This window comes from Armatimonadota bacterium, from assembly GCA_013359125.1.
In the GTDB taxonomy this organism is placed as follows: domain Bacteria; phylum Armatimonadota; class Fimbriimonadia; order Fimbriimonadales; family GBS-DC; genus JABWCR01.
The window spans coordinates 1-26,006 of sequence record JABWCR010000022.1; the positions used below are offsets into that span (position 1 = coordinate 1).

Below are 26,006 nucleotides of genomic sequence, written 5' to 3' on the forward strand. Positions count from 1 at the left end.
GTGCCCCTCCCCTGTATCCCCTCCCCAAACTCTGGCGAGTTTAGGGAGGGGAGCGAAAGGCATCGGATCGGGCCGGGAGGGCGAGCGTCCCCGCGAGCCAAAGCCAACAAGCGGGAGGGCGAGCGTCCCCGCGAGCCGAAAGAACGGGCCGGGCGGGAGCCCGGCGGCTTAGCAAACTTCCAATCTGTCTCGATGGCGAACATCGGTCTGTCTCGGACGATTGTGCCCCTCCCCTGTATCCCCTCCCCAAACTCTGGCGAGTTTGGGGAGGGGAGCGAACGGCATCGGGTCGGACGGGCCGGGCGGGAGCCCGGCGTTCCGACTGGCGTTCTGTTTGAACGGGATTTTTTCGATGTGTAGCACAAAACTGAGCACGAATATCCATCTTTCTGCTTGAAAGATGGTTGGTCAACCAGCGCCGGCAAACCGGCGCACTCCGCAATCCTTACTAAGAATTGCCCGACAAAGGTCGTTGGAATGTGCTGAATGCCGTTCTCGAAGCCGACCTTGAAGAATGCGCCGTCGGTCGTCGCGACCGGGAAGCCAATGTCGGTGATTCGAACGCTATTGGCTCTCAAAACTCCTGCCGCCCGCGTCATGGAGTTCATGTTGCTAAACGACAGAGCGCCGTGAAATCGGGCGTTCTATCGCGGATCGGTCTGATGGTAGCGATGGATGTCCAGATGGCTTTCGTTCGCAGGATTATTGTCTGCAAAGTCGAAGAAAAAGTTGCCGATGATCAGCGACAAGTCGGTATTGCGATAGTCGAGCTCGATGCCCATCGTTACGCGCACATACTGACCGGGTTGAGCCACCAAAGCCGTTACCGGCGCGGTAGGATGGTGATCGGTCTCGATGGCCAGCGGCGGCGGCGCATCGAACGGACCCGACAGATCGACAAAAAGACGCGATGAACCCTGAGAGAGAGCAAGTCCAAAGACTAAGACAAGAAAGCAAACTGCAACAAACCGAATCATTCTACGGCATCCTTTGCCGACTAAGTGATAGTATATGATCCGCCGCAATAAAGCGCGATTCCTTCTTTTTGGGCACGCCCCTTGCAATCGCGCGATTCGTATGGTATCCTAATGGTATACGGGCGTCTACCGGGCGCAAGGAGGGCGTGATCATGTCGGAAAAGGCAAAGGCATTGGAATCGGCTTTGGCGCAGATCGAGCGTCAGTTTGGAAAGGGGGCTTTGATGCGGCTTGGGGATGCCGCTCAGATGCAGATTGAATCGATCCCCACCGGCAGCCTTGCGCTAGATATCGCGCTGGGGGTAGGCGGCATACCGAAGGGTCGCGTGATCGAGATATTCGGCGCAGAATCTTCGGGCAAGACGACCTTGGCGCTGCATATTGTGGCCGAGGCGCAGAAGAGCGGGGGCAATGCCGTCTTCATCGATGCCGAACATGCCTTGGATCCCGAGTACGCCAAGGCGCTGGGGGTCGATATCGACCGTCTCTACGTCGCGCAACCGTCGACCGGCGAAGAAGCGCTCGAAATCATGGACGCCTTAATCCGAAGCGGCGCGTTCGACGCTGTGGCGCTCGACTCGGTGGCCGCGCTGATGCCCAAACAGGAGATGGAGGGCGACATAGGCGATGTTGCCGTAGGCGCGCAGGCCCGACTCATGTCGCAGGCGCTTCGGAAGATCGGCGGATCGTCCGCCAAGGCCAACACTTCAGCCATTTTCATCAATCAGATACGCGAAAAGATCGGCGTTATGTTCGGCAATCCGGAGACGACGCCCGGCGGTCGAGCGCTCAAGTTTTGGGCTTCCGTACGATTAGAAGTGCGCCGTGTGGAGAACATCAAGGCCGGCACGGACGTGATCGGGGCGCGCGCGAGGGTGAAGGTAGTCAAGAATAAGGTTGCGCCGCCTTTCCGCCAGGCCGAGTTCGACATCATCTTCGGCAAAGGCATCTCTCGATCGGGCGATCTGCTGGATTGCGGCCTAAATGCGGGAGTCCTGCAAAAAACGGGCGCCTGGATCAACTTCGAGACGGTGCGCTTGGGTCAGGGCCGGGAAAACGCGCGGCAATATCTGGACGACAATCCAGAGGTAGCCGCCGAAATCGAAAGACTGATCCTTTCCGTTTCATCGGGCGAACTGAGCAAACCGCCGACCATGGCCGCCGTCGATGCCGAAGCAGGAAGTCCTGTAGGCGCCGTCGAATAATAGTCTTACAGGCGAGACGCTTGCGCCTGATGATTATAGGAGCCGGGGTCCGGCATGACGATCGACCAAACGATGGAAGCCAAGCGAGCTGCGGTCAGCTTGCTGAGCATAAGAGACTATTCGACCGAAGAGCTAAAGCAAAGGCTGAACGAAGCGGGGTTTGACGAGGAGTCTGCCGCCGTTGCGATCGCTTATACGCAAGAAAAGGGCTGGCAAAGCGACGAGAAGATCGCCGAGATGCTGATCGACCGTTTGACGCAGATTCGACCCAGCGGCGATGCCAAGATCATTGACGAGTTTCAGTCGCGCGGACTGAAGCCGCCGCCGACCGAACGGTTGCCCAGCGAGTTGGATCGCGCCTGCTTGGCGCTTGCTCAAAAGTACGGCGATGCCCGTTTTGACGCCAAAGCGCTGCAGCGCTGGCGGCTCTTCCTTTCCGGGCGTGGATTTCTGCCTGACGTGATCGACGAAGCCATCCATCGTTGGCGCCCCGGTCTCCTTGACGCAGTCGACGCCTGAGCAACGGTTAGGCGCAGGCTGCCCATCGAGGAGGCAGCGCAATATGAGTTCGTTAGAAACCGCGTTACTATCGTTGCAAGTTCTGACCATCGTCGTCCTTATCGTTGTTTGGATCACAGGGCGACAAGGGCGCGAACGCGCGCTCACCGCCATACAGGAGGCAGAGAGGCTTCGAGCCGAACTGAGCGCCGAAAGAGACCGCTACGAGCGCGAGAAGGAAACGCTCAAGCGGGAAGCCCTGCTGGAAGCAAAAGAGAAAGCGCATAAGCAGTTGGAAGATTCAGAACGGGAAGCCGCCGAAAAACGATCGGAAATCCTTCGGTTAGAGCAAAAGATCCTTCATCAAGAAGAACAACTGGACAAGAAGCTCGAATCCCTTGAAGTCCGTGAGCAAACGGCTAAATCGCTCGAAGACGATCTCTCCAAGAAGCTGGCCGAAGTCGAGCGGCAACAGGCCCGGCATCTGGCCGAATTAGAAAGGGTCAGCGGCCTAACGGTCGAGCAGGCTCGACAGGAGTTCCTCAAACGTATCGAGGACGACGCCTGCCACGAAGCCAGCAGACTCGCTCGTCAGATCGAAGATGCCGCCCGCGAGAAGGCCGAATCGAAGTCCCGAGAAATAATCCTCGACACGATCCAACGATGCACGGTCGAGCACGTCTCTCAGAATACGGTTTCGGTCGTCCATCTGCCCAACGACGATATGAAGGGCCGTATCATCGGACGCGAGGGTCGAAACGTGCGCCACTTTGAGCAAACGGCCGGAGTGGACGTGATTATCGACGATACTCCTGAAGCCGTGGTCATCTCCTGTTTCGATCCCATCAGAAGGGAAATGGCGCGGATCGCCTTGACGAACTTGGTGGTGGACGGACGCATCCATCCTACCCGCATAGAAGAAGAGCACGAGCGCGCCAAGTCGGAGGTCGAGCGCAGAATCTTAACTGCCGGAGAGGACGCCGCGTTTAAGTTAGGGCTCACGGGACTGCATCCCGAGGTCGTTCGCGTAATGGGCCGGCTCAAATACCGCACTAGCTACGCGCAGAACGTGCTCGATCACTCGGTCGAGGTCGCGACGCTGGCCACGACGCTCGCGGGCGAATTGGGCGCGAACACGGCCTTGGTCAAGCGATCGGCCTTTTTGCACGACATCGGCAAAGCGCTGGATCAAGAAGCCGAAGGGCCGCATGCCATTATCGGCGCCGATTTTATTCGCAGGCATGGCGAAAACGAAGCTGTGTGCAACGCGGTAGCAGCCCACCATTACGAGGTCGAGCCGAGAAGCTTAGAGGCGCACATTGTGATCGCGGCCGACTCCATCTCGGCAGCGCGACCGGGCGCTCGGAGGGAGTCGCTCGAAAGCTACATCAAGCGTCTGGAGAAGCTGGAACACATCGCCGATTCCTTTAACGGGGTCGATAAGGCCTATGCGATTCAGGCCGGGCGAGAGATACGCGTGTTGGTGCGACCAGACCGAATCAGCGACGACGAGGCGCACAGCCTTTGCAAGGAGATCGCCAAAAAGATCGAGGAAGAATTAGAGTATCCCGGCCAGATTCGGGTTACCGTGATCCGCGAACTTCGCGCCCACGAGGTGGCTAAGTAGCGATGCGCCTCCTCTTCTTTGGCGACATCGTGGGAAAGCCGGGGCGAAGAGGCGTTGCCGAACTCCTGCCGGTTTGGCGGCAGCGATACGCTCCCGATGCCATCATAGCAAACGGGGAGAATGCGGCGCACGGGCTGGGCATCACGCCGAAGATCGCCGACGAGCTCTTCGAACTCGGGGTCGAGGCTCTCACTCTGGGCAATCACACCTGGCATCACAAGGAGATCATCCCCTATATCGATCAGGAGCCGCGACTTGTCCGCCCGGCCAACTATGCGCCAGGCTGTCCCGGAGCAGGGTATCGAATCTTGAGCGTTCTAGACAAGAAGCTGGCTGTGGTCTCGCTCATTGGGCGAGTCTTTATGGATTCTGCCGATTGTCCCTTTCGCGCGTTCGATCGGCTGGAAAACGAGATCGAAGCCAATGTCCTGTTCGTCGATTTTCATGGCGAGGCGACCAGCGAGAAGATGGCTTTCGCGCTCTATGCGGATGGCCGGGCGAGCGCTGTGATCGGCACGCACACTCATGTGCAGACCGCGGACGAGCAGATTCTTCCGGGCGGCACGGCCTTTTTGACCGACGTTGGCATGTGCGGACCTTGGCGCAGCGTGATCGGGATGGAGGGCGCGGTGATCGTCAATCGATTCTTGACTGGAATGCCCGCCAAGTTCGAGGTGCCGGACAGCAACCCTGTGGTCAGCGCCGTTCTGATCGATTTTGACCGAACGAACGGCAAGGCGCTCGCTATCCAGCGCCTTCAGCATCGTCCGGATCCGGCTGTGCCTTAGGCTGCGGCCTAGGGATGTCGAATCCCGCTTCGTCTACTCTGCCGAGCAAAGACTCCTCCTCGTCAGTCAGTTCAGGTTGCGCAACAGCCTCCTCGCCCGGCGGCGCCTGCAATCCAAACAGGTACTTTAGCACGGGAGCGACCAAGACCGATGTCAGCAGGCTCATCCCAATGATGATCGCATAGACTTCGTCGCTAAATATCCCGTGCGACAGACCCAGGCTGGCCACGATGATGCCCACCTCGCCGCGAGGCACCATACCGACGCCCACGATGGCGGCGCCCCGCCTGCCCAAAGAGAGGGCGCCCAATCCGCATCCTATCAGCTTGCCCGCAATGGCCAAAAGCGTTACAACGAGCAATGAGACCACGACGCTCATCTCGCCAAATTGAGATACGGCAACTTTGGCGCCCGTTACTACAAAGAAGAAGGGCACGATGAAGGCCATGATCGGTTGAATCTGCTTCTCAAGCGCATGCCGCTGCTTTGACTCGGCCATCATCATGCCAGCAAGAAATGCGCCGATAATGGCCGCCAAACCGATGTTGGCCGCCGCCGCGCCCAACCCCAGACAGGCTGCCAGAGACAGCGTCAAGGGCGACAAGGGATTGATCGGAGCGTCCAACAGTTGAGATCGTCGCCCTACCACTCGCAACCCGATAAAAACGATCAGCGCGATAAATCCTAAGGCTTGGACGACCACGATGCTGAGCCGGAACAAATCGACGCCCTTGTCCTCTTGGAGAGAGGTTACAATGCCCAGCAACAGCATGGCCAGGATGTCGTCGATGACCGCCGCGCCTAATATCACTCGGCTCTCGATCCGTCCCAAGACGCCCAAGTCGTGCAGCACTCTGGCTGTGATGCCCGCCGAGGTGGCCACAAATGCGGCGGCAATGAACATCGACTTTGCGGTGGGATAGCCCGACCAATGCGCCCACAAGGCGCCCATGACGAACGGAACCACAATGCCTAAAACTCCGACCGTCATGGCCGACCGGCCGACCTTTTTCAGGTCGCCGGCCCGGGTTTCCAAGCCTACAGAGAATAAGAGGATCACCGCCCCTATCTCGGCGAGCGCCTCCATAGGGGCATTGATCGCCAGCCAGCCGAGCACAGAGGGACCGATAATCGCCCCCGCTGTAATCTCGCCGACAACGGCCGGCAGCTTAGCGCGTTGGGCGACCTCTGCGCCAACCTGAGCCGCGATGTAACAGGTGAATAATCCGAGGAGGATGCCAGAATCTGCAGCCATCTGACTTTCGAAGTTCTCTGTCCGAAGGACGACTCCTGTCTGCGGCTATAATTCTCGCTGTCATGCGGCTTCCAAAACCTCGCGGACTCCTCCGAATCGAGAACCGAACATCAAGAGCCGTCTTCTGGATTGCGACCGGCGCTCTGGTGTTCTTGGTCGTTCTCGCGGCACTCTCAGGAATTCGGCCAGCCGCATGGGCGGCCTTTGGACTTTGGCTCTTCGCGAACGTTCTGCTCTCGTCTATCGGCATCGTCTGGGGCGCGTTGCATCCCAGGTGCCTTATCTTGGTGGCGCCGACCGCATGGCGTTGGAGCTTCTGGACGGCGCTGGCCAACTGTCTGTGGGCGCCCGGAATGTTGGATCGAGCGCTAGCGGAGTCGTATCAAACGTCCATGTCTGCCGGGCTGAGCGCGCTCGTTTCCCTTTTTGCCTTTGTGTTTCTCCTGCCGCTTGGCATCTTTCTGACCTACACCGCCGCCAGTGTTGGCGCAATGGTCGTTGGAAACCACCCCGATCAACGGCAAGAGGCGGTACGGGCGGCCCATGCCGCATGGTCATGGGCATGGCTGGGGATTCTGACATTGTTAGCGCTGGCCTATATGCCGGTAGCAGCGGCCTACAATGCGATCGCGGCCGCAATGATCATCGGCTCTCCGGTTTTGGCCGTCGCTACGAACGCAATGTTGCGGGCCAAAGGCCTGACCGCCGGAGACGTGCTCAGAGGTTGGAGCCGAAAGCTAAGCCAGAAACTGACCGTCCAAAGGCGTTCCGGACGACGGTTGGACCTCCGCGGCGCCGCCCTGGGGCTCATCGCCGGCATGGCCTCCTTACTGATCGCCAGCGCCTATGCGCTCAACCCGCTGCAAGCTTGGGCATTGCTCTGGGCCGTGCAGTTCAGAAACGCCCCGCTCATTTCAGAGCGACCGAACAACACGCTCTATGCCTCGATCGACCCAAAGGCGGTCGAGTCGCAAGATCAGATCGTGTTAGTGGAATGGGACGACGAAAGCAGACGGCGCGCCGTGTCCGACAGTTCGATATCGAAACTAATGGCCGAAGCGGTCGATAAACTTAAGGCCGCCAAGAGGGTGATTCTGTTTGCGCCGTTGGTCGATCCCAACGCTCAGACCAGCGAGCCGGTAGTCGTGCCGGGTCCCGAATCGATCAAGCGCGCCGAAAGGGACATGCCGCTGGTAGCCGATGCGATGAAGCGCGCCAAGAACGTGCTCTTGGGTCTGCCTGGAAAAGACCTGCCGGCGACAGGGAGCCGCTACGTCGGCCCCTTGGATTCGGGATATTTAATCTTTGCGGCCTCGGCCATCGGCACGTCCGACTTGACCGCCTTCAAGTCGGGACGGCTTCCCGCTATCGAGGTCAATCCGCCCGTCGGGGCACGCTCGATAGCGCTGGTCGCCGCGGATCGTTCGTCCGTCGACGGACGAGAGATCTCTCGGGGACGCGCATTGATCGACTTTGCCAGCCCAAGGCCCGGCTCGGGGTTTCGGCGCATATCGCTTTCCACTGTGCTTTCGGGACACGATCTGGCGCTTCATGCTCGGGAGGCGGGCAGTTTCTCGCTCGCGTTGGGAGACGAATCGTCGATGGAAGCCAAACCGGGCATGGCGACCTGGGTAAAGCCCGAGGAGTTCTTTAAGGAGAAGATCGTCTTCCTAACTCCTATCTACACTCACTTGAGAGAGACGCCGATCGGCATGATGAGCGATGCCGAAACGCTGGCCCATGCGACCTCGACCGCTTTGGCCGACCGGTTCATCAGCACGCCCGCAGGCTGGCAAACGATCGCCATCGTGCTCCTTGCAGGAATGATCGTCGGGGTGCTGTGCCAGAATCGCGACCCGTTGCTGGCCAGCTGGCGATCCTTGGCCGTGGTCTTCTTGGCGGCCACGCTCACTATCTTCATGTTCCTCTTCCAGCGAACATGGATCGACCCCGTCGCACCCGCCGTGGCTGCTCTTATCAGTTACTTTGCCGTTACGCAGTTCACGTTCGGCCTCAGGCGATCGGACTTGGAGCGCAATCGCGGATTGTTGCAGCGATTCGTCGCGCCGCAGGTTATCGACGAGCTTTTGGACGACCCCGAGAGCAACTTGGGACTGGGCGGCACGCGAAGGCAAATTTGTGTGCTCTTTGCCGACATTCGCAACTTTACGCCCTTTGCCGAGCAGGTTTCGCCAGAAGAGGTCGTTCGGATCACCAACCTGTACATGACCGCGCTGACCGACGCGCTGCACCAGCACGGCGGCCTGTTAGACAAGTACACGGGCGATGGTTTGATGGCGCTGTTCCGAGTCGAGAACGACCCCAAAGTAACGGTGCAAAGCGCCGTGGCCGCAGCCTTGGCCATGCATAAGGCTGCTCTCGTATGCGCCGAACGGATGCGCGCAGAAAAACTGGAACCGTTGGAAATCGGCATCGGCCTGCATTATGGCGAGGCGGTCGTCGGGCTGATCGGCAACCCTAATCAGTTCAACTACACGGCGCTCGGACACACGGTCGTGGTCAGCCATCGATTGCAGACATTGGCACGGGGCGGCGACACAGTGCTCAGCGAGGAGACCTATCTGCTCATCAACGACCAGTTTTCTGCAGAAGCCGACGAACCGGTGCAGATTAAGGGTCTCTCGCAAAGCGTCAGGCCCTACCGAATATCGCAAAAACCAGCCTTGCTGCCTTAGCCGTTCTTTCGCAGTACGGCGCCCGGTCGCGCGCCCGTCAGCTCGCCGTCGCGCAAAACCCAGCGGCCGTTGACGATCAGTCCGGCGATTCCTTCTGACAGTTGATGCGGCTCGGTAAAGGTCGAGCGATCTTGTATCCGCTCGGCATCAAAGATCGCCACGTCGGCCCGATTGCCTGTCCTTAGCAGCCCGCGATCCCGAAGGCCTAACCGCCGAGCGGGCATTCCGGTCATCTTATAGACGGCTTGTTCCAAGGTCAACAGGCGTTCTTCTCTGCAATAGGTTGACAAGACCCTGGGGAACGCGCCATAACAACGGGGGTGCGGGCGTTCTTTGCCCATCGATCCAAACGGATCGTAGCCGACGGCGTCCGATCCCACCATGACGAGAGGATGCTTGAGCACAGTGCGAACGTCATCCTCGGAGATTGCGAAGTAGGCGACGCTCGCATGACCGTGCTCTTCGACCAAAAAGTCGATCACGAACTCCTCGGGCGCCTTCCGCTCTGATCGAGCGACTTCGGCGACGGATTTGCCCTGCCATTCGCGATGCGTGCGGCAAGAACCGATGGAGGCCGCCTCATAGTCCAGGTCGGCCTGGCGCATCTCGCCGATGATTCTCGCCCGCGCGTCGGCATCGATCAGTCTCCGCATCGATTCCTCAGGCGTGCCGTCCCGCGCCCAAGCGGGCAACAGCGCGACCATCATCGATGTTTGAAAGGCCGTGTAAGGGTAGACATCGGCCATGATGTCCATTCCGTTGGCACATTCCTCCTCGATCCTGGCCAATGTGCGATTCACCTTGCCCCAATTCTTTCGCCCCTCGGCCTTGTGATGAGACAGTTGCAGCGGAACCTGGGCCCGCTTGCAGATTTCGATCGCCTCTTCGACGCACTCTTCCAGAAAGTCGCCCTCGCTCTTCAGGTGGCTGGTGTAGTAGCCGTTGCCTTCGGCGGCGATTTTGGTCAGTTCCACCAGTTCGTCCGTCTCGGCAAACGATCCGGGCGTGTACTCCAGACCGGTCGAGAAGCCCCACGCGCCCGCCTCCATGCAATCCGCGACTTCTCGCTTCATGGCCAGCATCTCGCCCTCGTCCGGCGCTCTCTGAGCAAACTCCATCGCTTGCTTGCGCAACGTGCCATGAGCGCACAATGGCAAGTAGTTGATCGCAATGCCGGTCTCCTCGACTCGCTTCAGATGACCCGCCAAGCCCTTCCAATCGACCTCGACGCCGTGCGGCTTCAGCCATCGCTGCTCCATTGAAAAGACCGGCGAATCGTCCACCTGGCCGCCGCCAATGCCGCAATTGCCGACCACGACCGAACCGATCCCCTGATAAACCATGCTCACTTGGCACGGATTGTGCAGGATCGATAGATCGCAATGGGTGTGCACATCGATAAAGGCTGGGCAAATTACAAGGCTCGCGGCGTCATACTCGACGCCCGCCGCCCAGTCGGACAAATTGCCCATAGCAACGATCTTGTCGTCCAAAATCGCCAGGTCGGCTTGGGTTCCCGGCGCCCCGCTGCCGTCGACCAAAAGGCCATGGCGAAGCAGAATGTCGCATCGGAGGGAACTCATTCGGGAATTCTACCCGTCGGTATAATGTTGATTTGGAAAGGAGGACGTTCGCCCAATGGGCTTTAGCAAACTCTATTTGACGCTGGCAGCCTTAGCAACTATCAGCCTCTGCGGCCATGCGGTATTGACCGAAGAGGAGCCGAACGACGGCCCCGCTCAGGCGCAGACGATCGCCCGAGGAGCGACGGGCTGGTCGGACTTTGGCAACTTTCAGTTGGGCCCCCAGGACAACGACCTCGACTGGTTCAAGGTTCAGTTGGAAGCCGGGGAACAGATCGTGCTGCAGACGGACGGTTTGTCCTGCGGCGATACCGACACGGTAGTGGCCGTCATCAACCCGGACGGCACGCAGGTAGTGGCCTTTAACGACGACGGCGGACCCGGATTTGGCTCGCGCATCGAGCATATCGTTACACAATCTGGACTTTACTACATTGCGGTCGTCGGCTTTCACGACGTGGTCGGACAGGCCAGCGTCGACTACTATCTGGCCGATCATCCCGAAAACGGATGTTATCGATTTGACATTCTGATTCAAGAAGCGCCGCCGCTGCCCATCGCCATCGAGCTTCGGGACGGCAATTCGCTCTTCTTCATCGGCCCTAACTTCATATCCGGCAGCAGCATCCGCACGGGCGGGTCGGGCGGCTTGGGCGATCACAAGTCGGGCGCGCTAGACCACATGTTCCAACATTGGTATTGGTATCGGGCTACCGGCATGAGCCGAGAGTTTGCGATTTCGAACTTTGTGAGCGCCGATGTGGTCTCTCCGAGAGAAACCAGCGTCTTCTATCGCGAGCCAGAGGGCATCGACTTTGACACCAACTGGCAAATCCGAGAGATGGGCCAAGACCCGGACGGCAACTTCAGAAACTACGTCCAGATTACGATTCGGGCTATGAACCGAACTGCGCTCCCCACGACTCTCGATCTTTTCTCCTACTCAGATTACGACCTGGACATCACCTCGAACGACGATTCGGCCCAGTCGCCCAGGCCCAACCACATTCAGATCGTCGATATTGCCATTGTGAACAAGATTTCCAACAGCCAGCCCTTCGCTTGGCAGATCGGTCAATGGCCCGCCATCAGGAACTCTTTGGCCGACGGATTTGTTACGAATCTAACAAACGGCGTCTCTCCATTCGGCCCAGGCGACTTTTCGGGCGCGATGCAGCAGCGGATGGCTTTGCAGCCTGGCGCGACCGAGACGACCGTCATTTATCTATGTTTGAACATGGGGCTGCCCGGCGATACGAACGGGGATGCTTGCGTGGACGATGTTGACTTGGCGCAAGTCTTAAGTTTGTTCGGCCTGTCGGATCAAGATGCAGGGTACGATTTGGAGGCCGACTTCAACCGAGACGGCATCATTGACGACACGGACTTAGCGATTGTGTTAGACTTCTTCGGCGTCGGATGTTAATATAAGGAGAACCTTGCGGTGATAAAAAGCGGACTGTTGGCCCTTCTCTTCTCTCTTGTCGCTCTCCCTAGCTTGGCCATTTTGACCGAGCAAGAACCAAACAACAACCCTTCGGAAGCTCAGACGATCACCCCAGTCGGCTCGTTCTACACCGATTTCGGCGATTTTGCGCTCGATCCGATGGGCGACAGAGACTGGTTCAAGGTGCCGCTTTTGGCAGGGCAGCAGATCACGATCGTTACGGACGGTCTCTCCTGCGGAGATACCGACACGGTCGTTTCGATCATCAATCCGGCTGGCGACCGCGTCTTGGCGCTCAACGACGACGGCGGTCCTGGCCTGGGTTCGCAGACAGTGTTCGCCGCCACCTCTCCGGGAGAGTACTACGTTGCGATCACGGGATTTCACGGCGTTGCCGATCAGGATACGGTCGAGTACTACACCAGCGACCACTTTGAGGAAGGCTGCTATATCTTTACGATCACGGTCGAGCCGGCGCCGCTCTCCATCAACTTGACCGACGGAGAAACCGGTTTTCGCATGGGGGTTAACTCAATCTCGCTGCCGAGCAATCGGACAGGCACGGGCGCCGGGTCGGGCGACTACAACAACGGCCTAGACCATTTGTTCCAGCATTGGTATTGGTATCGCCCGCAGGGAGCAACCCGCGAGTTTGCGCTGACAGCGCTTAGCGGCGGCACGCTGGTGGCGCCCAACGAAGTCGTCCTCACGTACACTGAGCCTGAGGGGATCACCTTCGATGGCCGTTGGTACTTGAAACAGATGGGCATCGACCCGGTTACGACGCTGCCCAGAAGCTATGTGGAGATCTGGATGCAAGCGACCAACACGACCGGTTCGCCCATGTCGCTCGATCTTTTCACCTATACGGACATGGACATGGACAACACGCCCAGCGACGATACGGCCGAATTGGCATCCCCTACCTGGATGAGAATCGGCGGCTTCACACGGGCCGGCTTCCATACCAACGCGCCGCCCAATCGATGGCAGATCGGTGCCTATCCGACCATTCGAGGCAATTTGACCAATACAACGGTCGAGAACCTGACCAACTCGGGCTCGCCTTTTGGCCCGGGAGACTTCACGGGCGCCTTCCAGAACACATGGACCTTAGACCCCGGAGCGTCGGCAATGGTCGGTTTTGTTCTGGCGCTGAACATGGGGCTTCCGGGCGATGCGAACTTGGACGGTTGCGTAGACGACACCGATCTCGCACTTGTTTTGGCGCTCTTTGGTCTCTCAACCGACGATGACGACTACGACCCCAACGCAGACTTTAATCTGGATGGCGTTATAGACGATTCCGACTTAGCGATTGTATTGGGATTCTTCGGATACGGCTGCTAACTTTGCGCTCGGAAGGGTGAAAACCGGGGTATACTATTTGTCAACGCGCTGACAAGAGTCCGTCTGCCCTTGCGCCTAACTTGAGCGCAATTGGCAGTCGGCACAGCCGAAAGGAGGTAGTTTCTACTGATGAAAAGATTTAACCGAATTTTGCCGCTTATAGCGGCAAGCCTCGTCATGAACGGCGCCTTCGCCGTTTTGACCGAGCAAGAGCCCAACGACGATTCTAGTCAAGCACAGGTGATCACCCCGGCCGGTTTCCCATGGACCGATTCGGGCACTTTCGCCTTTGACTTTGCCGGCGACAACGACTGGTTTAAGATCCCCTTGCAAGCCGGACAGAACATCCGCGTAACGACCAACGTAACGGGCTGCGGTACCGATACCGTCGTGGCGATCATTAACCCCGCCGCCGACACGGTGCTGGCCTTCAACGACGACTTTAGCGGGCTCAGCTCGCAGGTCTCCTACAACGTTACGGCCGATGGCGACTACTACATCGCTGTTACCGGCTACCATGGCGGCGGTCAAAACGTCGTCTCCTACTACACGGGCGTCCACACTAACGCTGGCTGCTACGGCTTCCAGATCGAACTGCGATCTGCGCCGCCGCAGATGAACCTGCTCGACGGCGCAACCCGTTGGCAGATGAGCGAAGCGGCGATCAGCTCCGCAGCTAACCGCACCGGCGCAGGCGGTGGTCTGGGCACCTACGACGACGGCCAGGACCATCTCTTCCAGTACTGGCACTGGTATCGAACCAGCGCTTCGACTCGCGAGCACGCCATGAGCACACTGACAGGCGGAAACAACCCTGCTCAGAACGAAGCTAACCTGACCTACACCGAGCCAGACGGCGTTACGTTTGACACCAACTGGGTCTTGCACGAGATGGGCATCGATTCCTTCTCGTTCGCTCCGCGCTCGTACATGATGGTAACCGTAACCGCGACCAACACGACGGTCGATCCAATGACGCTGGATCTGTTCAGCTATCTGGACTACGACATGAACGCATCGGTTGGCGGCGACAGCGCCGAGTTGGTTACACCGACTTGGACGCGCATTACCGACATTTCGTTCGGCGGCCACCACGCCAGCAGCCCTCCCAGCCATTGGCAGATCGGCGCCTTTGCAACGGTTCGCAACGTGCTGACCGACGCCTTCGTTTCGAACCTGAGCGACTCCGGTTCGCCGTTCGGCCCGGGCGACTACACCGGCGCTTATCAGCACACGATGGGCTTGGGCGGCGGTCTTCTGGGCGCTGGCGCAAGCGCAAGCGTGTCCTACATCGTCTCGATGAACATGGGTGTGCCCGGCGATGTCGACGCCAATGGTTGCGTGGACGACACCGACTTGGCGACCGTGCTCAGTCTGTTCGGCCTGACCTCGTTTGACTTCGGCTACGATGAGAACGCCGACTTCAACCGCGACGGCATCATCGACGATACCGACCTGGCCATCGCTCTGCAGTTCTTCGGATTCGGCTGCTAATAGTCGATCCTTACAGGAAGTAAGCATAGGGCGGACCGTACGGTCCGCCCTATTTTCTTAAGAAGGGTTGGGAGTATAGGTTCCGCCTCGGCACGACTTCAAATATTCCAACGCCCGCACTTGGCCGGTAGTTTCCAGTTCGTCTCGATAGATGTGATCGTGCCAGCCCTCGATGTCGATAGCGCCCACAAACCCGCCTTCGCGGAGGATGGTGATAATGTCGGTCCAGTTGCTATCGCCAAACCCAGGCGTGCGGTGCCAAACCCATTGCTCGCCGCCTCGCAATCCCTTCGTCTTCAGCACGTCATGGGCAATCGTGGCGTCTTTGCCGTGCACATGGTAAACCCGACCGACCCATTGGCGCAACTGCGGGATGGGATCGATGAGGCTCACCATTTGATGGCACGGCTCCCACTCCAACCCTAGCGCGTCCGAGCCGACCGCGTTGAACATCATCTCCCAGGCTCGCGGGCTGTGCGCGATGTTCCACTTCGGCGTTTCCCAAGTTCCGCCCATGTCGCAGTTCTCGAATGCGATCCGGACGCCCTCGTCCGCCGCAACCTTTGCAAGGCGACCGAATACTTGGGCGAATCTCTCGATGCCTTGGTCTACTGGACGATCTTCTAACGCGCCCGCAAAGCCGCAGACCACGTTGCACCCAAAATGGCGCGCCGACTTGATCACGGTCTCCCAATCTTGCGCCGTCTTTTCGTCCTGCAACGGGTTGCCATAGATACCGACGCTGCTGATAACGGCGCGTCCGGCCAGAGCGTCCTTGCTTTCCGATGCCAACCGCGCCAAATCGACATCGCCGATGTACTGCCATAGGGTCAGCTCAAAACTCTCGAAGCCGTGCACAACCATTTGTTTGAGGTAGTCTGCGCCGCGGTCCATGGGCGCAAGGGTGCCAATGCGTATATCCTGGTGATTGATTCGCGACATCCGTTCGCTCCTTTCGTTGTAAAGTTTGGAGCCGAATTATAGCCCTTCGCGCAAAATGGCCAAACCGGCATCGATGTACTGCCCGCCCGTAGTCTGCCTGCAGTGGACGGCCAGTACGTTCTTCCCAGCCTTGATCTCGCCTTTGATCGCGACGAACTTGTAGGCAGTCGTGTAGCCTTTCAGTTCGGCGACCAGTTGGCCGTTGAGATAGACCTCGGCATCCTCATCGTGATGAATGGCGAGCGATAGACCCTTGATCGGTCGATCCGTCTGAAAAGACCGCCGGATCCAAATGTCCTGGGTGTTCCACTCCGTGCCGATTATTGCCCCGGGCGTGCCCTTTGTGCCAAATCCGCCGACACCTTTGCCCCACTCCGTATCGTCGAAGTTTGGCGAAAACCAACCATCGCCGGGCTTGGTGGTTGAGAAGGCCCAATCGTTCTTTGATGCCTGGGCGGTCGATACGATCCAATCGATCGAGATCGGTTTGGCCAGAAGCGCGTTGTGTTTCTTGACGCGCTCCGGATCGATCTTGACGACTTTCCGATCGTAGGTCATGAGGCCGTTCACTTCGATCTCAACATCGGTCGTTTGGGTGTAGACCGCCGCTGTCAGTCCCTGCGCTGCGAGGAGGCGCAACTGCTCCTGCAATTCGATATACGCCTTCTGCAACTCGGCTTTCGTTTGATACGATCGATAGCCCCAGTTCTTCTCATCCTGCCAGGTGTGGCCGCTCAATGGGAGGCCTAAACCGCCATACTCGCCCAGCATCGCGGCGCGTTTCGGCTCTAACGGCGGCATACCAGGACCGGGATAGACATGGATATCCATCGCGTCGCCAGCGCCCGCATCGGTCCATCCGCTCGCGTTATTGACCAAGCGAGAGGGGTCGAGCTCCTTCACCATCTTAGCGATCCGAACCGTGTCGTACTGGCCCCAGCCTTCGTTAAAGGGAACCCACATGACGATCGAGGGGTGAACCCGCAGCGCCTCTATCATCGTCTTCAGTTCGATCTCGAACTGCCCCTTGGCTTCAGGATTGTCGCCAGAGAGCATCGTGTTCGGCATATCCTGCATCACCATGAGTCCCAGCTTGTCGCACCAGTAGTACCAGCGGGCCGGCTCTACCTTGACGTGCTTCCGCACCGAGTTGAAGCCCATCTTTTTCGTCATATCCAGATCGAACTTCAGCGCCTCGTCGGTCGGAGCGGTATAGATGCCGTCTGGCCAAAAGCCCTGATCGAGCGGGCCGTGCACAAAGATCGGTCGGCCATTGAGATGGATTCGGTTGACTCCCTCTTCGTCTCTTTTGACCTCGATTCTCCTCAATCCGAAGTAGCCATCGACCTGATCGACGACCTTGCCCGCGCCCAGAACCTCCAGTCGATAGTTGTAAAGGAACGGGCTTTCAGGGCTCCATAATCGCGGACTAGGCACGCTGAACTCAAATGGTCTGCCAGGCACAACGGTCTCGCTAACAACCCTCTTTCGGCCCTCTAAGACAGTCAGCCGCATTGAGCCGCCAGCCCGTGCATGAACGACAACTCGTTCGCCTTCGATCCATTCAAAGCGCGCGCTTTCGACGCCCTTGTCGTGTACAGGCTCCAGCCAGACAGACTGCCAGATGCCGGAATTGGGCGTATACCAAATGCCCTCGGGCTTCAGTACCTGTTTGCCCCGAGCGATCGGTTGAGTATCGGTCGGATCGGTAACCTTGACTACGATCTCGTTCGATTTGCCCAGCGCCAACGCGTCGCTGACATCGAAACTAAACGGATCGTAACCGCCTTTGTGCGATCCGACCGATTTGCCATTCACCCAGACTTCGCACGACCAATCGACCGCCCCGAACCGGAGCCAAACGCGCCTGCCGGACCATTTAGCCGGCACGACAACCGCACGCCGGTACCAAAGCGCTTCCGTCGGCAACAACGCTCGCTGAACGCCAGAAAGCGCCGATTCGATCGGAAACGGCACGTGAATTTTCCCTTGCCATGCTGCAGGCTGAGCGGCACCAATAGGCACAACGCTGTAATCCCAAAGTCCGTTCAAGTTCGCCCAATCCTTCCTCGTCATCTGCGGGCGAGGGTGCTCTTGGTGGGTCTTGCCAGGCTTGGCTTTGTCCGTCCAAGGCGTTGTGAGCGGCGGGGATTTGGGTTCGAAGTCTTGAATCATGGCAAATAGGCAAAGGCCGAGTATCAACATGGCCTTTAATTCGTCCCAGGCCTTGGCCGACCTGCAGGAGCGAGACGGCCTGCGTCGAATAGTTTCGGCTCATGAGCGACGCCTGGCTGAAACGCTCCTTTCTGGCGCCTACCCTCATCCTGTTGATCGGTCTGAACATCTTCCCGCTCATCTGGTCGCTCTATCTTAGCTTTCACGATTACAATGCTACCGGCAGCGCGGCCCCGGTCTACGTGGGCACGGAAAACTTTCGCAGCATTCTGAACGACCCCACCACATGGCGATACTTTCAGACGACAGCCACCTTTGTAACCTGCGCGGTCGGCTTAGAGTTTCTATTAGGATTTGGTCTGGCCATGCTGTTCAACAGAGCCTTTGCCGGACGCGGCTTTTGGCTGACGCTCGCACTGCTGCCGATGATGCTCTCGCCCGCGATCGTCGGCCTGTTTTGGAAGTTTCTGCTCGACCCGACCTGGGGCTTCATCACCCATGCAATCTCGATTGTAACGCGCCAGTCGCCTCCCGAATGGCTGACCGACCCGGACAACGTGATGAAAGCGCTGGTATTAGTGGACGTTTGGATGTGGACTCCGTTCATGCTTCTGATCTCGCTTGCCGGGTTGGCCGCCGTGCCCAAATCGCTCTACGAGGCCGCCTCCGTAGACCGCGCTTCGGCCCTTTTTCGATTCTTTCGAATCACACTGCCGATGATTGCGCCGTTGCTCTTGGTCGCGCTGCTTTTTCGCACTATGGATGCTTTCAAACTGTTCGATATGGTTTACACGCTGACCAACGGCGGACCGGGCGACGCTAGCGAAACGGTCTCGGTATCGCTATACCGCCTGGCGTTTCAACAATTCGATACCGGCAAGGCTTGCGCTCTGGCCTACATCATGCTAGTGATCGTGATCGCGCTCAGCAATCTCTACGTGCGAATGCTGGTCAAGATCAAGGGAGAACTCTAAATGGAAGGCTGGAGCCTGCTCAAGCACCGCCTGGCTGTCGCGCTGATCATTGCGATCTCGCTTGTTTACCTGTTGCCCATCGTCTGGATCGGCGTAACCTCTATCAAGCCGCGCGAACTGATGACCAAGCCGGATGTGATCGCGTTCAAGCCGACGCTGGAACATTACGAGCGGCTTTGGATTGTGAAGGCCGGTCGAGGCGAGACGGAACGAGTTGTCGGCAGATCGGACTATCCCCGCCACTTTTCCAATAGCCTGATCATCACCGCTTTGAGCACACTGTTGGCCGTAACGCTGGGCACTTTGGCCGCCTATGCCTTCTCGCGCTTTAAGGTCAAAGGCAAGACCGACCTGATGTTTTTCATCCTCAGCACGCGCATGTTGCCGCCCGTGGCCGTAGCGATTCCCATCTATCTGATGTACACCAAATTTCTGGGCTGGTACGACACGCGGATCGGGCTGATCGTGCTTTACACGGTTTTCAATCTCTCGTTTGCGGTCTGGCTGATGAAGGGCTTTATCGACGAGATTCCCAAAGACTACGAAGAGGCAGCCATGGTGGATCGGCTGTCGCGCTTTAAGGCCTTCATCAAGGTCGTTCTGCCCCAATCGGTTACAGGCCTGGCGGCGACCGCCGTTTTTTGCGCGATCAGCGCTTGGAACGAGTTTGCGTTCGCGCTCTTTCTAACTCAGGACAAAGCGCGCACGGCACCGCCCAGCATCCCCAGCGCGATCGGCACCGCTGGCATCGAATGGGGACAGATCGCAGCGGGCACTTTCCTCTTCTTGCTTCCGGTCGCGCTCTTTACCTTCATCATGCGCAATCACCTGTTGAGGGGCATCACTTTCGGAGCGATCAAGCGATGAGCGAAGATTTCTACTCTTGGTGGGATTACAGCGACCCAGCGGCGACCGAACGACGGTTTAGAGACTACCTGCCGAACGCTGGCAAGCAGGCGACTGAGGTCCAGATTCAGATTGCCCGGACGCTTGGTTTGCAAGGGAGATTCGACGAGGCGTTCGACCTGTTGGACGAAATCGAACCGCTCATCGCCAATCCAACCGAGCGCGTTCGGTTTCATCTGGAGAAAGGTCGCGCGCTGAACAGTTCCAAGATGCCGGAAGAAGCCGTCGAGCAGTTTCGGGCGGCCTACACTTTGGCCATTGACGCAGAATTGCACGATTTGGCTGCCGACGCCGCCCACATGATGGCCATTGCGCTGCCTTTAGATAAACAGATCGAATGGGCTGAGAAAGGTCTGGCAATCGCAGAACACCGCCCGGAAGCCGAGCGCTGGAAAGGACCGTTGCTCAACAACTTAGGCTGGACCTACATGGACCTGGGCCAGCCGGATAAGGCGTTGAGCGCCTTTGAAGAAGCGCTGGAGTTTCGGCGAACAATGGGGCAAGCGGAACCGACCCGTATCGCAGTTTGGTGCGTGGCCAGAGCGCTGCGAGAGCTTTGCAGACCCGAGGAAGCGCTGACCTTACTGCGCCAAATAGAGCCAGAAAAGGACGATCCCTATGTATCTGAGGAAATTGCTAACTGCCTGGCAATGATCGAGGGAAAGACCTAAGCCGCGTCGATGTTCGTCTTCCACACTGGGATTTCGATATAGAACTGCGCGCCGCCCATCGAACTTTGCTTGACGCCGATAGCGCCATTGTGCTTTCGCGCAATGTCGAAGGAGATCGACAGCCCCAATCCCGTGCCCTTGCCCGGCTCTTTGGTCGTAAAGAACGGGTCGAATATCTGTGCAGCGGCTTCGTCCGAAACGCCCGGGCCGTTGTCGTCCACCTCGATTCTGACTCTCTCGCCATCTTCGGTCAATCGAGCCACGATATGAATCTTGGCCTCGTTCGTCTCTTCCAAAGCATCTCGGGCGTTGGCCACTAAGTTGATGATCACCTGCTCGATCGAGTTGCCGTTGGCCCAGATAGGCGGCAGATCCTCGGCGATCTCTTCTGTCAACTCAATGTCGCGGGTGCGCAGCTGCTCCTTAAAGAGCACCAGCGAGTTTTCGATGGTCTCTCTCGGACAAATCGGCTCGAAGTCGTCTCCGGGCTTCCGGGCAAACGAACGCAAATGGTCGATGATCTGCGTCATGCGGTAGGTTTGGCGCTCCATCAGTTTGATGTCGTGCGTCAGCTGTTCGTCCTCGGCTATTTTGGGGTCCGAAAGGCACTGTTGCGATATGGCGCGTATGATGGCCAGCGGCTGGTTGAGCTCGTGCGCAACGCCCGACGCCAACGTGCCGACCGAGGCCAGCTTAGACGCCTGAACCAACTGGGCATCCTGTTGCGTTACCTTGTTGTTAAGCGACCCGATGTTTTGCTCCAACTCGTTCATCATTTCGTTAAAGCGACGAGCGACATCGTCAAACACATCGCCGTTGTTGGAAACCGACAATCGCCTTGAAAGGTCTCCGTTCTCGATGGCTGCCAGCGCCTTGCGCCAATCGGACATGCTGGAATGAGCCGACCAGCCGATAATGACCGCCACGCATACGCCCGCCAATAGGATGACAAAAGGAGCAGAAACGACCAGGCTTCGGGCTGTTCTGTCGATGACCGAGCCCGCAGGATCGACATACAGCACACCGATGCGAAACATCGGCTTGCCGTTCGCCTCAAAGGTAGTAAACGCCCAGCGGCTTTTGCGATCGACAAAGGCGATAGTTTCGCCGGAGCCTGCTGTCTCCGGCGCCTTGGACACCGACTTGCTGAGTGCAACGACTTTGCCCGATGGGTCGGTCAGACACAGCGGCAGCCTCGTCCAATGCTCGATCATGCCCGCGAAGTCCTTGTCGATGCGCTTGGCCATCGCAAACGCGCCGACGATCGGACCAGAGCCGTCGCCCTTTCTCATGGGCGCCAGAGAATAGGCGTAACTGGCGCCTTTGCCATTGAAAAACGTGAAACCGCTCGTAACTTCTTTGACGCCCTTTAACACCTCGGCTTTAGGTATAAAGCGCTCGGTCGGCTTGAGCTTTACGCCGCCGATCGCCATCCGATTGCCCTTTGCATCGTAAACAGCCATGACATCCGGTTGGATCGCCCAGTTGGCCTCAAAAATATTCTCGCGAAACCAGGTCTGATCGTTGGTCTTGATCGCATCGTAAAACTCGTACCATTGCGAGTTGTCGTCTACGTGCCGTTCGAGTTCGAACAGGATGTTCTGAGCAACAATTCGGGTCGTTTTGATCGCCTCGTGAGCGTTCTTATCGACGGAAGATCGGAGCGCGGAGTTGGATGCCTGGAGACCGATGAGAAAGAACGCGATCAAGCAAAGCATGACCGCCGCGCCCGCAACCAAGCCTAATCTGGCCGAAAACGAAAACCGCCTCACGCACTGTTTATTCCCTATCTCAAGGCGATTCTTGCGACGAACTTGCGAAGAAGGCTACGGCCAAACGGCGTATTGCCAAGCGCGAGGGTTGTTGCGATGAGGCATCCCTTTCCAACATTAGCCTCAAAGACATAATAGTGGAGCGCATAGGTTCGAGCATCTACGCGCATGAGGATCGGGCTGAGCTTGGTTTCTAGCTTCTGAGCGCACCGATCGGGAATGAAGGCACGGTCGGTCGAAACATCGAGATATGCGCCTTGGTTGGAATCGTCGATAGCGACCGATTCTGAAACGCCCTCGGGAGTCAGTCGAAAGCACTCGCGCCAGAACGGAAGATGATCGGCAGGCAGACCGGTAGCGCCCGACTGAACGTAAAGCGCGCTGCCGCCTTCCTTCAGATGACGGACGATACGCTCGTCCCATCGGGTCGCGACCAACGTCCTAGAGTTCTCCGCATTGTGCGCAAGGAAACCGAGGGCGCTTTCGGGATCATACAGAGCAAAGTCGCTGGGCAGATCGCGCTCGAATATGGAGACGAGCCATTGATCGCTCACCGATAGATCGTTGGACTGAAACGAGGCCAGCACCTGCGCCACTCCCTCTTTGTTCGGCCAGGCAACGACCATCTCGGTCAGATGGCTGACGCCGGGTTTGATGGATACTTTCTTGACCTTCCTCGCATTGCCGTCTTCCGCACCGATGACTTCTACCGTAAGCTCCCCGCGCAACAAATCCGCTCCGCCGTTGGACGCGCCGATCGCGATCAGGCGCTGAGAACTCGCAAAGGCCGTGTGAGGGTTCACCTCGATCGGCCGGTCGCCGCCCGCAATCCACTCTCGCGCCCGTTCGGTATCTAATAACAGGGCCAGTTCCTGGTTGCAGGCGCTGGCAAGTCTGGGTCGGCCCTCGTCATCGAGAAATCCGTTCGCCGCGATGGGAGTGTCTTCTATCGAGGTCGTTACATATCCCGCCAACTGAGGCAACGAGCGTATCCGCTGGATGGCCGTTTGGTACATGAATCGGGATTGGCGCTCAGAACTTTGCCTCATTTGTTCTTCTAATCCGGACAGCCCAACCGCCTCGATTCTCTCGTTTTGATAGGGCGCATTGTGCAGCCAGCGAATGCCGACTGGATTGACCGCTTCGTCTTTGGAACTCCACCAAGCGTCTCCGATTGAGCGGTAGACTTCGCAATCGTTGAACTCGCCTTGAAGCCAGGGCTTGGGCTTGCGCAATCCGATGCCAAACGACGAAAATAGCTGCGGCTGATGGTGAAGGTCGCCATACAGGTGATAGTCGTAAAAGTCCGCCGGTTCGTCCAATCGCCCATGATACGCCTCTGCCCCGCCGCTGTTAGATGCGATCAGGCGGCTGCCGGTCATCTGCCGCACCAGCCGGTAAAGACGTTTGAGAAAGCCCTTTGGCATATCTCGCATCTCGCAGCCGAGCGTCCACAGCACGATGCTGGGATGCCGACGCAACCGCCGAACGATGCGAGCGCACTCCTGTAGGACCCTCTCTTCGTCTGCAATGCGTATCTGCCAGAGCGGAAGCTCCATCCAGACCAACATCCCGAGCCGATCGCATACATCAAAAAGTTCGTTCGGCGGTGCCCAAAGGCAGAACTTAACCCCGTTGTAACCGCTCGCCTTTATGGCCAGCAGCTTGTTCTCGAATGCCTTTGGATCGCGTTCTGGCCCCGCGCTTTTGGCCGTCCATCCCCAATGCAAGATGCCGCGGAAAATGAACTCCTTGCCGTTCAATGACAAGCGCGCGCCCTTGGGCTTGGCATCCGAAACGGCGAGCGGATAGGTCGCGATATGTCCGACCTCTCCGTTCTTCAGCGCCTTGACTTCGATCGACCGCATGTTGGGCCACTCGGTTGGCTCGCTCGTCTCGACGATCAGTTCGTCAAAGTCTCCTTGCGCCTCCACTTTCCGGTTCTTTCGGATAAATAGGTCCTTGATAACTGCCTGACCGGTTTCGATCAGCCAAACGTCTCTCCAAAGGCCGCCAAAGGTCGTAGAGACATAGGGCAGAAAACCGCTCAGGACATCAGGAACGGGATAGGTCGGCCCGCCGTTCTTGATAACCTCAACTTCAAGCACATTGTGCTCTTTGATCGCGTCGGTAATCTCAAACGCAAAGTCGTCCCAAATGCCTTCGTGCGACCCGAGCTCGACACCGTTCAAACATGTCGATAAGTAGTAGTTTGCGCCGTCAAACTTTAACCAATAGCGTCGGCCTGGCATCGGCCTGGCGTCGAATGTCAGGTCCAGTTTCGCAGGGCCTTCGATGCGCTTGTCGACGCCCAAGTCTTCCCATACAAATGGAACGCTAACCTGCAGGTTCTGATCGCCAATAGCCAGCGTCCAACCGTTCGTGAGCCTGCGAGAACGACCCTCGTTCGGCCAGACCGAGTTGTAAACGTTATTGAAGCGCATAGAACCAAGCGTATAGCGACATGAACGGCCAGACGAGCGCAAATACATGAAGCGCCCATGCGCGTTGTTTTTGGGGTGCAAGCCGCTCTAATCCCAGAGCCAGGAATAGCCCGATTGCGCCCAGCGCCGGAAAGAAGTATCGACCTTGCGCCTGAAAGAAGACCGTTATGAAGGCCAGAAACGCAAACAGAGCCAGCATGAAGAGCACGCCTGCGGGCATCGCAAGTTCCATCTCCTCCTTTGGCGAGCCTTGCCGACGGCGCAAGAACAATCCCGCGACGGCCGCCACCATCACAGCCAACGCAAGCAAGTAGAAGGCATCGGGCAAGAAAAGCGGTCGCCCTGTGTTCGCTGTCTCGGGCGCGCCGTACGCAAAGAAGAAGCTGCGAAACGTCCAATCGGCCACCAACTGCAGATAGCCTGTCGGCGTCATGCCCGCTTCATAGAAATCGGACGGTTTTGCAGTGCCCTGAAACGCCTGAACAAACGTTTTCTGCAAGAGCGGATCGTTATACACCACCGCGTTTCGAACGTACCAGCCTGCACCGATCGCAATCCCCAGCAGCAGAGCCAGAGCTGCGGGCTTCAACTTAGGCCACTCGACCTTCTGATCCAACCGCTTCCACAACAGCCAAAGAACAACGAGCGGAACAAGCAAAACGCCGGTCGTCTTGGTCAGCAGCGCCAGCCCGATCCATAGTCCCAACAGCCACGACGGTCGCGTCAGTTGCCAAAGCGCCAGTGCAAACCACAGGTTCGTCATCGCGTCGTTATTGACCGACGAACAGATCGCAACGTTCATGGGCAGCGCCGCAACAAACATCCCGGCGAACCATCCAACCTCCTTTCGCAAGGTCGACGCCCATCTCCAAACGACCAGAGCCGTCAACAACCCGCACAGAACTCCAAGCCATCGAACGGAGCCTTCACCGACAATTCTGTATAAGATTGCAGATGTGAAATAATACATAGGCGGTTGATGCGATTCATACCCCGCGCCCTCGTAGCCCTCAAAAACTGCCGGTCGCCAATGTTCTGCGATGTGCTTCACATACTGAAGGTGCGCGCCCTCGTCCGGCGTGTTGGCATAGCCGTTGTTACCGAGCGGCGTGCTCCAAATGTAGAGGGCGCAAAGGGCAACTTGGGTCAACCCGATCAAACCAGGCGCCAGCCAGCGTCGCATCGCGACCGGTTATACCTGA

20 protein-coding genes are annotated in these 26,006 nt (G+C 58.0%); 12 read left to right on the plus strand and 8 right to left on the minus strand.

Features of this window, described 5'->3' with window-relative positions:
- Positions 1 to 486: 486 nt before the first annotated feature.
- The gene (locus HUU60_10180; protein NUL83076.1) at positions 487 to 633 is read left to right on the plus strand and encodes a hypothetical protein; all 147 of its coding nucleotides are present in this window, start codon (positions 487 to 489) and stop codon (positions 631 to 633) included.
- Positions 634 to 644: 11 nt separating this feature from the next.
- On the opposite strand, the gene HUU60_10185 is transcribed toward HUU60_10180, so the two are convergent.
- Positions 645 to 977, minus strand: coding sequence for a hypothetical protein (locus tag HUU60_10185; GenBank protein NUL83077.1), 333 nt, complete (start codon positions 975 to 977; stop codon positions 645 to 647).
- Positions 978 to 1,129: 152 nt separating this feature from the next.
- On the opposite strand from HUU60_10185, the gene recA reads away from it, so the two are divergent.
- Genes recA through HUU60_10205 form a run of 4 tightly spaced genes read left to right on the plus strand, consistent with a single transcriptional unit; the run spans position 1,130 to position 5,095 of the window.
- Complete coding sequence (recA, locus tag HUU60_10190) at positions 1,130 to 2,182, plus strand: recombinase RecA (GenBank protein ID NUL83078.1); 1,053 nt, start codon at positions 1,130 to 1,132, stop codon at positions 2,180 to 2,182.
- A gap of 54 nt (positions 2,183 to 2,236) precedes the next feature.
- A complete protein-coding gene (locus HUU60_10195; protein ID NUL83079.1) occupies positions 2,237 to 2,701 on the plus strand; it encodes a regulatory protein RecX in 465 nt (154 codons plus the stop codon).
- Positions 2,702 to 2,744: 43 nt separating this feature from the next.
- Positions 2,745 to 4,307, plus strand: coding sequence for a ribonuclease Y (gene rny, locus HUU60_10200; GenBank protein NUL83080.1), 1,563 nt, complete (start codon positions 2,745 to 2,747; stop codon positions 4,305 to 4,307).
- A 2-nt stretch (positions 4,308 to 4,309) separates the two neighbouring features.
- Entirely contained in the window at positions 4,310 to 5,095 is a 786-nt protein-coding gene (locus HUU60_10205) for a TIGR00282 family metallophosphoesterase (GenBank protein ID NUL83081.1), read from the plus strand.
- Here the strand turns inward: HUU60_10205 and HUU60_10210 are convergent.
- Positions 5,052 to 6,350 (minus strand): cation:proton antiporter, encoded by a 1,299-nt coding sequence (locus HUU60_10210; GenBank protein NUL83082.1) that lies wholly within the window; start codon positions 6,348 to 6,350, stop codon positions 5,052 to 5,054. The two genes, HUU60_10205 and HUU60_10210, sit on opposite strands and share 44 nt — an antisense overlap.
- 62 nt (positions 6,351 to 6,412) lie before the next feature.
- On the opposite strand from HUU60_10210, the gene HUU60_10215 reads away from it, so the two are divergent.
- Positions 6,413 to 9,046, plus strand: a complete 2,634-nt coding sequence (locus HUU60_10215; protein ID NUL83083.1) for a CHASE2 domain-containing protein — start codon at positions 6,413 to 6,415, stop codon at positions 9,044 to 9,046.
- Here HUU60_10215 and HUU60_10220 read toward each other — a convergent pair.
- The gene (locus HUU60_10220; protein NUL83084.1) at positions 9,043 to 10,629 is read right to left on the minus strand and encodes a D-aminoacylase; all 1,587 of its coding nucleotides are present in this window, start codon (positions 10,627 to 10,629) and stop codon (positions 9,043 to 9,045) included. The genes HUU60_10215 and HUU60_10220 overlap by 4 nt on opposite strands.
- 55 nt (positions 10,630 to 10,684) lie before the next feature.
- Here HUU60_10220 and HUU60_10225 point away from each other — a divergent pair, with 55 nt between their 5' ends.
- The 3 genes from HUU60_10225 (at position 10,685) to HUU60_10235 (ending at position 14,920) form a co-directional block, all read left to right on the plus strand.
- Entirely contained in the window at positions 10,685 to 12,055 is a 1,371-nt protein-coding gene (locus HUU60_10225) for a pre-peptidase C-terminal domain-containing protein (GenBank protein ID NUL83085.1), read from the plus strand.
- An 18-nt stretch (positions 12,056 to 12,073) separates the two neighbouring features.
- A complete protein-coding gene (locus HUU60_10230; protein ID NUL83086.1) occupies positions 12,074 to 13,426 on the plus strand; it encodes a pre-peptidase C-terminal domain-containing protein in 1,353 nt (450 codons plus the stop codon).
- 129 nt (positions 13,427 to 13,555) lie between these two features.
- A complete protein-coding gene (locus HUU60_10235) occupies positions 13,556 to 14,920 on the plus strand; it encodes a pre-peptidase C-terminal domain-containing protein (GenBank protein ID NUL83087.1) in 1,365 nt (454 codons plus the stop codon).
- Between the two features lie 57 nt (positions 14,921 to 14,977).
- Here HUU60_10235 and HUU60_10240 read toward each other — a convergent pair whose 3' ends face one another.
- The gene (locus tag HUU60_10240) at positions 14,978 to 15,862 is read right to left on the minus strand and encodes a sugar phosphate isomerase/epimerase (protein ID NUL83088.1); all 885 of its coding nucleotides are present in this window, start codon (positions 15,860 to 15,862) and stop codon (positions 14,978 to 14,980) included.
- Between the two features lie 36 nt (positions 15,863 to 15,898).
- A complete protein-coding gene (locus HUU60_10245; protein ID NUL83089.1) occupies positions 15,899 to 18,067 on the minus strand; it encodes a glycoside hydrolase family 2 in 2,169 nt (722 codons plus the stop codon).
- Positions 18,068 to 18,138: 71 nt separating this feature from the next.
- Here HUU60_10245 and HUU60_10250 point away from each other — a divergent pair, with 71 nt between their 5' ends.
- From HUU60_10250 to HUU60_10260, 3 genes are read left to right on the plus strand one after another with little or no spacing between them, the layout of a single operon-like run.
- A complete protein-coding gene (locus tag HUU60_10250; GenBank protein ID NUL83090.1) occupies positions 18,139 to 19,011 on the plus strand; it encodes a sugar ABC transporter permease in 873 nt (290 codons plus the stop codon).
- The gene (locus HUU60_10255) at positions 19,012 to 19,878 is read left to right on the plus strand and encodes a carbohydrate ABC transporter permease (GenBank protein NUL83091.1); all 867 of its coding nucleotides are present in this window, start codon (positions 19,012 to 19,014) and stop codon (positions 19,876 to 19,878) included.
- Positions 19,875 to 20,588 (plus strand): tetratricopeptide repeat protein, encoded by a 714-nt coding sequence (locus HUU60_10260; protein ID NUL83092.1) that lies wholly within the window; start codon positions 19,875 to 19,877, stop codon positions 20,586 to 20,588. The genes HUU60_10255 and HUU60_10260 overlap by 4 nt, the downstream gene beginning before the upstream one ends.
- Here the strand turns inward: HUU60_10260 and HUU60_10265 are convergent.
- The 3 genes from HUU60_10265 to HUU60_10275 are packed head-to-tail and all read right to left on the minus strand — an operon-like array spanning position 20,585 to position 25,987.
- The gene (locus tag HUU60_10265; protein ID NUL83093.1) at positions 20,585 to 22,360 is read right to left on the minus strand and encodes a hypothetical protein; all 1,776 of its coding nucleotides are present in this window, start codon (positions 22,358 to 22,360) and stop codon (positions 20,585 to 20,587) included. The two genes, HUU60_10260 and HUU60_10265, sit on opposite strands and share 4 nt — an antisense overlap.
- Before the next feature lie 14 nt (positions 22,361 to 22,374).
- The gene (locus tag HUU60_10270; protein NUL83094.1) at positions 22,375 to 24,804 is read right to left on the minus strand and encodes a hypothetical protein; all 2,430 of its coding nucleotides are present in this window, start codon (positions 24,802 to 24,804) and stop codon (positions 22,375 to 22,377) included.
- Positions 24,791 to 25,987 (minus strand): glycosyltransferase family 39 protein, encoded by a 1,197-nt coding sequence (locus HUU60_10275; protein NUL83095.1) that lies wholly within the window; start codon positions 25,985 to 25,987, stop codon positions 24,791 to 24,793. Before HUU60_10275 ends, HUU60_10270 begins: the two co-directional genes overlap by 14 nt.
- Between the last annotated feature and the right edge of the window lie 19 nt (positions 25,988 to 26,006).